This is a genomic window from Hymenobacter bucti, from assembly GCF_042681145.1.
In the GTDB taxonomy this organism is placed as follows: Bacteria; Bacteroidota; Bacteroidia; order Cytophagales; family Hymenobacteraceae; genus Hymenobacter; species Hymenobacter bucti.
In genome coordinates this window covers 151,861-159,074 of the sequence record NZ_JBHUFD010000002.1, presented here as the reverse complement: position 1 = coordinate 159,074, position 7,214 = coordinate 151,861, and the positions used below count along the sequence as shown (strand labels likewise).

General features: G+C 59.7%; 7 protein-coding genes. 1 reads left to right on the top strand and 6 read right to left on the bottom strand.

From position 1 onward, the window contains the following. The first annotated feature begins 24 nt into the window (after nt 1-24). Nucleotides 25-1,053, top strand: coding sequence for a thiamine-phosphate kinase (thiL, locus tag ACFSDX_RS06630; protein WP_382312466.1), 1,029 nt, complete (start codon nt 25-27; stop codon nt 1,051-1,053). A 149-nt stretch (nt 1,054-1,202) separates the two neighbouring features. Here the strand turns inward: thiL and ACFSDX_RS06625 are convergent, their stop codons facing one another. From ACFSDX_RS06625 to ACFSDX_RS06600, 6 genes are all read right to left on the bottom strand, one after another. Next, the gene (locus tag ACFSDX_RS06625) at nt 1,203-1,577 is read right to left on the bottom strand and encodes a hypothetical protein (RefSeq protein ID WP_382312465.1); all 375 of its coding nucleotides are present in this window, start codon (nt 1,575-1,577) and stop codon (nt 1,203-1,205) included. 17 nt (nt 1,578-1,594) lie between these two features. Next, the gene (locus ACFSDX_RS06620; protein WP_382312464.1) at nt 1,595-1,981 is read right to left on the bottom strand and encodes a hypothetical protein; all 387 of its coding nucleotides are present in this window, start codon (nt 1,979-1,981) and stop codon (nt 1,595-1,597) included. Nucleotides 1,982-1,994: 13 nt separating this feature from the next. After that, on the bottom strand, nt 1,995-3,422 hold the full coding sequence (rlmD, locus tag ACFSDX_RS06615) for a 23S rRNA (uracil(1939)-C(5))-methyltransferase RlmD (RefSeq protein ID WP_382312463.1): 1,428 nt from the start codon (nt 3,420-3,422) through the stop codon (nt 1,995-1,997). Between the two features lie 63 nt (nt 3,423-3,485). Next, entirely contained in the window at nt 3,486-4,328 is an 843-nt protein-coding gene (locus tag ACFSDX_RS06610) for an FkbM family methyltransferase (RefSeq protein WP_382312462.1), read from the bottom strand. Between the two features lie 165 nt (nt 4,329-4,493). Beyond that, on the bottom strand, nt 4,494-5,984 hold the full coding sequence (locus ACFSDX_RS06605; RefSeq protein WP_382312461.1) for an MBOAT family O-acyltransferase: 1,491 nt from the start codon (nt 5,982-5,984) through the stop codon (nt 4,494-4,496). Beyond that, nucleotides 5,956-7,212 carry a GDSL-type esterase/lipase family protein gene (locus ACFSDX_RS06600; RefSeq protein ID WP_382312460.1) on the bottom strand — a complete coding sequence of 419 codons (1,257 nt, stop codon included), beginning with the start codon at nt 7,210-7,212 and terminating at the stop codon, nt 5,956-5,958. Before ACFSDX_RS06600 ends, ACFSDX_RS06605 begins: the two co-directional genes overlap by 29 nt. Between the last annotated feature and the right edge of the window lie 2 nt (nt 7,213-7,214).

The window sequence follows — 7,214 nt, the reverse complement described above, 5'->3', positions numbered from 1 at the left end:
CTAACAACCTTAGCTATCACCTCTATGTCCGATTTAACCCCCCTGTCCCAGCTCGGCGAGTTTGGCCTTATCCGCCGTTTGCAGCGCGACATTACCCTCACGCAACCCTCCACCATCCTGGGCATCGGCGACGACGCGGCCATCCTGGCCCCGCCCGCCGGGCAGGAAGTGGTGGTAACGACCGACCTCCTGGTCGAAGGCGTGCACTTCGACTTGTCGTTCTCCCCGCTCAAGCACCTAGGCTTTAAAGCGGTGGCCGTCAACGTCTCCGACGTAGCCGCCATGTTTGCTACGCCCACTCAAATCGTGGTGGGCCTGAGTTTACCCAGCCGCTTCACGGTGGAGGCGGTCGAAGAACTGTACGCTGGCATGCGCCTGGCCTGCGAGGCCTACGGCGTAGACCTAGTGGGCGGCGACACCACCGGCAGCCGCGGCGGCCTGGTCATCAGTGTCACGGCCTTAGGCCAAGTAGAAGCCGGCAAAGCCGTGCGCCGCTCGGGTGGCCGCCCCACCGATATTCTGTGCGTAACCGGCGACCTAGGCGGCGCTTACCTAGGCCTGCAAGTGCTAGAGCGCGAAAAGCAAGCCTTCCTGGCTGACCCCGAAACCCAGCCCGAACTCGACAACTACAACTACGTGGTGCAGCGTCAGCTCAAGCCCGAGGCGCGCCTCGACATCGTGCACGAGCTGCGCGAGCTGGGCGTGCAGCCCACCGCCATGCTCGACATTTCAGACGGCTTGGCTTCCGAAGTGCTGCATATGTGCGCCGCCAGCGGCACCGGCGCCCGCGTATTCAGCGAGTACCTGCCCCTGGCCAACCCCACGCTCGAAGCGGCGGCCGAGTTCAACCTCGACCCCATCACGGCCGCCCTCAACGGCGGCGAGGACTACGAGCTGCTCTTTACCATCCCGGTCGCCGACCACGCCAAAATCAAGAACCACCCCGATATCACCGTCATCGGCCACCTCACGGAGCAGAACGATGCGGTAAACCTCATCACGAAGGCCGGCCAGGCCGTGCCCCTGCGGGCGCAAGGCTTCAACCACTTTTAATCGCAGATTTAGCTGATTTAACGGATTGCGCAGATATGCCCCGCTGCGCGGGGCTGACTATGCTTGCTAGAAATGACGTAGCAAGTGGTAAGTCAGCCCCGCGCAGTGGGGCGTATCTGCGCAATCCGTTAAATCAGTTAAATCTGCGATTAGTCTTCGGGGTAGGGGATGTACACGAAATTCGTGAACTCCTCATCTACTACCAGCAGGCAGCAAAACTCGTCGGGATTTTTCCAGGTGCTGGTAAAATCTTCTATTTTTTCGGGGTCTACGATGCCCTGCTGGGTCAGGATTTCGAGGTAGCTGGCGAAGACGTGCCACTGTAAATCCATTTCGTCGCCGTTGATGAGTAGGCTGCCGAGCTGCACCATTTGGCGGGCAAAGACAAACACCGGGTACTGCGAAATATCGCGTTTGCGGATTTGGTAAGAGGCTTCCTTAATGGTGTCGGAGGCGGTAGCAAAATCCTTGGTAATCGTACCTAGGTATTTGCCGTTTAGCTCGGGGTCGTTGAAGTAGTCCATATTATTTTCTGTTCTGTCTACTTACGTGAAACAATGAAATTGAGCATCTGCTGAAACAAGCTTGTCTTATTCAAAACAGGCTTACTGTTTGAGCGATATTCTTTGTCAAACTTCGCTGGATAGGTTATTCTTCTCAAATACAGACTATGTTGCTCAGTTAGACAAAGAACAAGCCCACGAATTTGGCCGGCTTCGTCTTTTAATTGAACATCAATACCCTTTCCCCAATCTTTAGACGTTTCCTTGACTTCAAGCTTTTTTGCGAGCGCCTCAAACGCATTAGCTGCTACACTATTATTACTTACCCACGAACCATCCAGGTACCACATATCAGGCATAGGATTAAGAAGGACGCCTACTTCCTCCCCTTGCCAGATAATTGTGATTTTCTCGTCAGGATTCATGGCTTAAAACGCATTACCGCAACTCTAGCAGCACCACGTTCTCCACGTGGTGCGTGTGCGGAAACATATCCACGGGCTGCACGCGGGTCACTTTGTACACCTCGTCGAGCAGCTCTAGGTCGCGGGCCTGGGTGGCGGGGTTGCAGCTGATGTAGACGACACGGGGCGTGCGCAGCTCCACGAGGCGTTTCACCACGTCTTCGTGCATGCCGGCGCGGGGCGGGTCGGTGATGATGACGTCGGGGTGGCCGTGGTGGCTGGTGAAAGCCTCGGTAAGCATGTCCTTCATGTCGCCGGCGAAAAACTCGGTGTTGGTCACGCCGTTGATGTCGGAGTTCACGCGGGCGTCGAGCACGGCCTGCTCCACGTACTCGACGCCGATGACGCGCTTGGCCAGGCGGGCCACGAAGTTGGCGATGGTGCCGGCGCCCGTGTAGAGGTCGTAGACGAGGTCGGTGGGCTTGATTTCGGCGAAGTCGCGGGCCACTTTGTAGAGGTTGTAGGCGCCGGCCGAGTTGGTCTGGTAAAACGACTTGGGGGCGATGCGGAAGCGCAGGCCTTCCATGTCTTCCTCGATGTAGGGCTTGCCTCGGTAGCACACCACCTCCAGGTCGTGGAAAGTCTCGTTGCCCTTGTTGTTGAGCACGTAGTTGAGCGACGTGATTTCGGGAAACTTGGCATACACCGCGTCGAGCAGCGGCAGCAGGGCCTCGTCGTCATGGTAACACTGGAGGATTACCATCGTTTCGCCGGTGCTCTCGGCGGTGCGGATGATGAGGTTGCGCAGCAGGCCGGTCTGGCGTACCATATCGCCGAAGGGCAGGCGGTGCTGGCGCGCATAGTCGCGCACAAACAAGCGAATTTCATTGCTCGGCTCGGGCTGCAGCCAGCAGTGCTCCACGTCCAAAATCTTATCGAAGCGGCCGGGCGTGTGGAAGCCCAGCACGCGGCGGTCGTAGTGCGCGGTGTCGTCCTTTATCTGCTCCTCGGTCAGCCAACCGTTGCCGCTGAAGGTGTATTCCAGCTTGTTGCGGTAGTAGGTGCGCTCGGGCGAGGCCATGATGCGGCGCACCTCGGGTATCGCCACTTTGCCAATGTGGGTAAGCTGGTCCTCCACCTGCTGGTGCTTGTAGTTGAGCTGCGCATCGTAGCTGATGTGCTGCCACTTGCAGCCGCCGCAGGTGCCAAAGTGCTGGCAAAAGGGCTTGGTACGCAGCTCCGAGTACTTGTGGAACTTGGTAGGCATGGCCTCCATAAAGCGCTTATGGGCCTTGCTAATGCGCAAATCCACCACGTCGCCGGGGGCTACCTGGTTAACAAAAACGACGAGGTTATTGATGCGAACCAGGCATTTGCCTTCCGCCACCATGTCCTGGATTTCGACATTCAGCAGGGCTTCGGGCGGGATAGAGTTAGCGAGTTTGGTGGCTTTGCTGGGCATAACTGGGGCAGTGAGGGCGCAAAGTTACGCCACTGCCCAAGCCTGCCGCCGCCCTAGGTCGCCCTACGGCCGCTGCCAGCAATGCAGAATCACATCCTGGCTGTGCACGGTGCGCGGGTACACTACCTTAAAATAGTAGGCGAACTGCCGCCGCTCGAAGGTCTGGAGGCAAGCCGCGAGCTGCGCGCTCTCGGCGCTGCCAATGGGATAGTGGTATTCCACAATCACCTGCTGGCAGCAAGACAGCAAGCCGTCTTGGTCAAGGTCAGCCAAGATGCCGGCTTCGGCGCCTTCCACATCCAGTTTGAGCAGGCTAATGCGAGCAGTCGACCCTAGGTAGTCCGATAGGCGCCTGGCGGGTACGTGCACGGTGCGGGCGCCCGCTGGGTGGGGCCGCAGCGAGCCGTTGAGGCCGGCCCCATCGGCTTCGAGGTAAAAGGGCAACTCGCCGGCCGTCGGCGCCAGCGCCACGTTGTAGAGCTGCACGTTGCGCAGCTGATTGTTGGCTACGTTGGTAGTTAGTAGCCGAAAAGCTTCTGGGCTAGGCTCGAAAGCCAGGATGGTAGCCTCTGGAAAGTGCTTCTTAAAGTACACGACTGCCATGCCAATATTGGCCCCGCCGTCGATGATGGTTGGGGTAGTCGTAGCCGGCTCAAAGGCGTAGGGCTCTACTAAAAACATTTCCTTGAATAGCTTGAGTAGTAGCTCATAACTGCTACCCTCGACCACGAAGCCGAAAATGCGCTGCCGATACAGCCCGCGGCGCGGCGCAAAATTGATTTTCAACCAGCAGGCGGTCAGCACCCGGAATACTTCCCATTGCTCGCGCCCGCGGTAGCGGCTGCGGTGCGCTACCCAGGCCAGCCGCAACACTTGAAAAGGTGACGTAAGGAGCGCGCGCAGCATAAGGGTATTTTAGTAAGAGCGTGTCTGAAAATCAAAAAAAAACGTCATACCGAGCGCAGCGGAGCATTGCTATGCCGAGCCGCCCAAATAAAGCAACTCCCCACCTAGTCAGCCCCGCGCAGCGGGGCGTATCCGCGCAATCCATTAAATCCGCTAAATCTGCGATTAAAATTGGAAGTAAATAAACGGCTGAATTTCGGCCGACTTCACCTGAATAACCAGCCAGATAACTACCGTCACGGCCACCGCCTGGGTCACTACCGAGCGGCGGCCCATGATACCCTCCAGCTGAAAGGTGAAGCCGTCGGGGATGGCGTGCAGCAGGTAGCCTAGGGCCACGAGCGCAAACACGGGGCGGAAGCTGGCCACCACCTGGGGCAGCAAATCGGGCCGCAGGTTGCTGGTAATCTGGTGAATGACCTGGCTGGCGATGTCAAAGGAGCCGGCGCGGAAGAATATCCAGCAGAAGCACACGAAATGGAAGGTGATGGCCCAGCCCAGGAGCTTGACAAACCAATTATCGCCGGGCTTGAACACCTTTCGGAAGAGCTTGTCCACGGCCAGGACCGCGCCGTGCAGCGCGCCCCACAGCACGAAGGTGAGCGACGCGCCGTGCCACAAGCCACCTAGGAGCATGGTCAAAAACAGGTTGAAGTACTGCCGAAAAACACCCTTGCGATTGCCACCCAGCGGGATGTAGAGGTAATCGCGCAGCCAGCTGGACAGCGAAATGTGCCAGCGCCGCCAGAATTCGGTGATGCTGGTGCTTTGGTAGGGCGAGAGAAAATTGGGCGGCAGGCGGTAACCTAGGAGCAGGGCGATGCCGATGGCAATGTCGGAGTAGCCCGAAAAATCGCAGTAAATCTGCATGGCGTAGCCGTACACGCCGAGCAGGTTTTCGATGCCGCTGTAGCGGGTGGGCATGTCGAAAATGCGGTCGACGTAGTTGAGGCTGATGTAGTCAGAGATGATGGCTTTCTTGAACAAGCCCGCCGCGATGAGGACCACCGCCCGGCCCATGTCCTCGCGGGAGAGGAAAGGCTTTTTAGGAATCTGCGGAATAAAATCGGAGGCCCGCACGATGGGGCCGGCCACGAGCTGCGGGAAAAAGGACACGAAAAACGCGAAGTCCCAGATGTTGCGCAGCGGCTTTATCTGGCGGCGGTACACGTCGAGGGTGTAGCTCAGCGTCTGGAAGGTGTAGAACGAGATGCCCACCGGCAGCAGCACGTGCAGCACCGGCACCGGCTGGCCGGTGAGCGCCTGGTAGCCGCTGAGGAAGAAGTTGGTGTACTTGAAGTAAAACAACATCCCTAGGTTGACCAGCAGGCTGAGTGTGAGCAGCAGCTTACGCTTGGTTTGGCTGCTAGAATCAGCTATCCAAAGCGCGAAGTTGTACTCGACTATGGTTGAAAAAACCAGCAGCAGGAAGTACAGCCCGCTCGACTTGTAGTAGAAAAACAGCGAAAAGGCCGTGACGTAGAGCAGCCGCGCCCGGTGGTAGCCGCGCAGCAATTGGTAGATGCCCAAAAAGCCCAGAAAGAGCAGTAAAAAGAAGCCCGTATTGAAAATCATTGGGCTGCGGGGGCTGTAGGCAAACTGGCCCAGCAGCCGGTCGAAGTCGATGTCAGCGAGTACGGAACGCAGAAAATCCATCCTGAATGGCGAGGTAAAGTAGCAGGCCCTGCACGTCGTAGCCAGCCGTAGTAAAATGCACAAAGTCGTTGAGGGCCAAGCCAGCGGCCCGCCACTGGCCCATAGAGCCGTAGCCGCCCTGCACGGCCGCAAAGTCCCAGTAGGCTAGGTCGTGAGCCTGGGCGTAGGTGCGCAGCACGGCCGAAAGGCGCCCTAGGTCGGGATTGCGGTAGCGGCGGCCGCGGTACGAGTCGGCGGGGGCGCAGAGCAGAAACTCGGCCTCGGGGCAGCGCTGGCGCAGGGTGCTGATGAGGGTATCGAGGCGGCCAGTGAAGCGCTCGGGCGTGAAGCGGCCCGGAATAAACGCGTCGTTGGTGCCGAGCGAAATGATGAACAAATCGGGGTGCAGCAGCGGCAGCTGCTCGAAGAAGAGCGGCGTGCGGTTGTATTGGTGCACCTGCGCGCCGTTGATGCCGATGGCGTGGTAGAGCACGCCGGGCCGGCCGTTTTCGAGCACCAGGCCGTAGAGCACGGCGCTGGTTTGGGTGGCGCGGCGGCGGGTGGTGCGCAGTGTGAGGGAGGTGCGCAGCGAGTCGAGGGGCAGCGTATCGGCCACGCTGTGGCCCGCGCCGGGCACGGTGCCCAGCAGCCGGCCGCGCTCGCTGAGCACCTGCCAGTCGAAGGCCGCCGGACCGGGCCGGCGCAGAAGCATCACCGCATTAAACTGATAGCTAGGCCAGTACCGGATGGGTACGCGCAGCGTGAAGGCCGCGCCCGAGTCGGCGGTGGCCAGCGAAATGCCGTTGATACCCACCGGCAGCGTACTATCGGGCTGCACCACTAGGAGGCGCTTGGCGCGCCAGGTGCCGCTGGTGCGGGCAGTGCGGTAAGTGCGCGAGCCGTTGGTGCGCGCCACCTCAAATGGAAACACGAGGCCGCGCCCGGCGTTGCCGTAGCTGCGTTGCAGCTCGCGCCGCACGCGGTCGGAATAGTCGTCGGCCTGGAGGTGCGAGTCGCCGAGGTGCACGATGCTCACGCGGCTGCCGGGCAGCGCGGCAGGCTGCTGCTGGGGCAGCCGCAGCCGTTGGTAAAAGCGCTGCAGGCCGATGCTGGCGTTCTCGATGTGGTTGGCCGAAGTACGAAGGAAAGGATACGCCTTTTGCAGGCTGTCGAGCTGCGTTTGCTGCGCGTGCGCCGGGGTGCCGGCCAGCAGCCAGCTCAGCAAGAGCAGGTAGGGAAGCGAGCGCATCG

Bases quoted from the DNA above. Each gene is read 5' to 3' on its own strand.
- thiL (WP_382312466.1), top strand. From the start codon at position 25: ATGTCCGATTTAACCCCCCTGTCCCAGCTCGGCGAGTTTGGCCTTATC.
- ACFSDX_RS06625 (WP_382312465.1), bottom strand. From the start codon at position 1,577: ATGGACTACTTCAACGACCCCGAGCTAAACGGCAAATACCTAGGTACG.
- ACFSDX_RS06620 (WP_382312464.1), bottom strand. From the start codon at position 1,981: ATGAATCCTGACGAGAAAATCACAATTATCTGGCAAGGGGAGGAAGTA.
- rlmD (WP_382312463.1), bottom strand. From the start codon at position 3,422: ATGCCCAGCAAAGCCACCAAACTCGCTAACTCTATCCCGCCCGAAGCC.
- ACFSDX_RS06610 (WP_382312462.1), bottom strand. From the start codon at position 4,328: ATGCTGCGCGCGCTCCTTACGTCACCTTTTCAAGTGTTGCGGCTGGCC.
- ACFSDX_RS06605 (WP_382312461.1), bottom strand. From the start codon at position 5,984: ATGGATTTTCTGCGTTCCGTACTCGCTGACATCGACTTCGACCGGCTG.
- ACFSDX_RS06600 (WP_382312460.1), bottom strand. From the start codon at position 7,212: ATGCGCTCGCTTCCCTACCTGCTCTTGCTGAGCTGGCTGCTGGCCGGC.